Here is a 228-nt window from a genome sequence, read left to right as displayed (position 1 = left end):
AAACATTTATGGGAATCCTGGCATCGATCCATCCAGGTTAGACGAGAATATCTACTTTGTTCAAAAGGATATCCGAATTGTATACAAGGATGTCTTTCAAGAAGCGGTGGACAAGTATAATGAGAAGCAAAAACGAAATGACCGTAAGATTCAGGACTACTATGACAAAATACATAAAAATGAAAAGACACATGAGCAACGAGAATTGGTTGTAGCGGTTGGAGAGGG

1 pseudogene is annotated in these 228 nt (G+C 38.6%); it reads left to right on the top strand.

The annotated features are described in order from the left end of the window. Positions 1-228: pseudogene (locus SB773_RS35210) on the top strand (plasmid recombination protein); the annotation flags it as partial.

It is taken from the genome of Bacillus sp. SIMBA_074, from assembly GCF_046534555.1.
GTDB classification, from domain to species: Bacteria; Bacillota; Bacilli; order Bacillales; family Bacillaceae_G; genus Bacillus_A; species Bacillus_A mycoides.
Note: the sequence above shows the minus strand (reverse complement) of the source record. Positions and strands in the feature narration are given on the sequence as shown.